The sequence below is a fragment of the Streptomyces sp. 8K308 genome, from assembly GCF_004348315.1.
Taxonomy (GTDB): domain Bacteria; phylum Actinomycetota; class Actinomycetes; order Streptomycetales; family Streptomycetaceae; genus Streptomyces.
In genome coordinates this window covers 1-1,826 of sequence record NZ_SMKC01000590.1, presented here as the reverse complement: position 1 = coordinate 1,826, position 1,826 = coordinate 1, and the positions used below count along the sequence as shown (strand labels likewise).

General features: G+C 67.6%; 1 protein-coding gene. It reads left to right on the top strand.

Annotated features, from left to right (window positions below; all coding sequences use genetic code 11):
* Nucleotides 1-1,826 (top strand): glycoside hydrolase family 48 protein (locus E1265_RS35960; protein ID WP_132935136.1); only part of this gene is annotated, 1,826 nt, incomplete at both ends.

The following is a 1,826-nucleotide window of genomic DNA, read 5'->3' as shown; positions in this document are numbered from 1 at the left end:
AGATCAAGGATCCGGCGAACGGGTACTTCTCCGACGAGGGGATTCCGTACCACTCGGTGGAGACGCTGATCGTCGAGGCGCCGGACCACGGGCACGAGACCACGTCCGAGGCCTACTCCTACCTGATCTGGCTGGAGGCCCAGTACGGCCGGGTGACCGGTGACTGGGGTCCCTTCAACGAAGCCTGGGCGATCATGGAGGAGTGGATGATCCCCGAGGCGAGCGAGCAGCCGACGAGCAGCTTCTACAACGCCTCGTCGCCGGCGACGTACGCCCCGGAGTCCACCAACCCGGCTGACTATCCCGCTGAGTTGGACCCGAACGTGTCCGTCGGTCAGGACCCGTTGGCGGCTGAGCTGCGGTCGACGTACGGGACGAGTGACATCTACGGGATGCACTGGATCCAGGACGTGGACGACGTGTACGGCTACGGCGATGTCTGTGGCGGGAACAGCGGCGACCCGACGTTCATCAACACCTTCCAGCGCGGCGCGCAGGAGTCGACCTGGGAGACGGTGCCGCACCCCTCGTGCGAGGACTTCTCCTACGGCGGTGACAACGGCTACCTCGACCTGTTCACCGGCGACAGCTCCTACGCCCGCCAGTGGCGCTACACCAACGCCCCCGACGCCGACGCCCGCGCCGTCCAGGCCGCCTACTGGGCCAACCAGTGGGCCTCCGAACAGGGCAACGCGGCCCAGGTGGCCAACACCGTCGAACGCGCCTCCCGCATGGGCGACTACCTCCGCTACGCCCAGTACGACAAGTACTTCAAGCGAATCGGCAACTGCGTGGGTGCCTCGTCGTGCCCCGCCGGCAGCGGTAAGAACAGCTCTCACCGGCTGCTGTCCTGGTACTACGCCTGGGGCGGCGCGCTGGACTCCTCCGCCGGCTGGTCCTGGCGGATCGGCTCCAGCTTCGCCCACTTCGGCTACCAGAACCCCATGGCCGCGTACGCACTGAGCACCGACCCGGCGCTCGTGCCGAACTCCCCGACGGCTGACGACGACTGGGCGGCGAGTCTGGACCGGCAGGTGGAGTTCTACCGGTGGCTGCAGTCGGCCGAGGGCGGGATCGCCGGCGGCGCGACCAACAGCTGGGAGGGCCACTACGGCACCCCGCCGTCAGGCACCCCCACCTTCTACGGCATGTACTACGACGAGCAGCCGGTCTACCACGACCCGCCCTCCAACCAGTGGTTCGGCTTCCAGGCCTGGTCCATGCAACGCCTGGCCGAGTACTACTACGAGTCCGACGACCAACTCGCCGGACAGGTCCTCGACAAGTGGGTCGACTGGGTCCTCGACCACGTCACCATAGGCACCGGCGGGGACTACCAGATCCCCTCCACCCTCGACTGGACCGGCGCCCCCGACACCTGGAACGCCTCCAACCCCGGCGCCAACAACAACCTCCACGTCCGCGTCGTCGACTACACCCAGGACGTCGGCATCACCGGCTCCCTCGCCAACACCCTCTCCTACTACGCCGCCGCCAGCGGCGACACCCAAGCCCAGCAGACGGCCGCCGGCCTGCTGGACGCGCTGATGGCCAACTCCGACGACCTCGGGGTGGCCGTGCCGGAGACCCGGGCGGACTACAACCGGTTCGACGACGAGATCTACATCCCCAACGGCTGGCAGGGCACCATGCCCAACGGGGACACCATCGAGCCCGGCTCCACGTTCGAGTCGATCCGCAGCTTCTACCAGGACGACCCGAACTACCCACAGGTAGAGGCATACCTCAACGGCGGCTCGGCACCGACGTTCACCTACCACCGCTTCTGGGCCCAGGCCGACATCGCCATCGCCCTCTCCACCTAC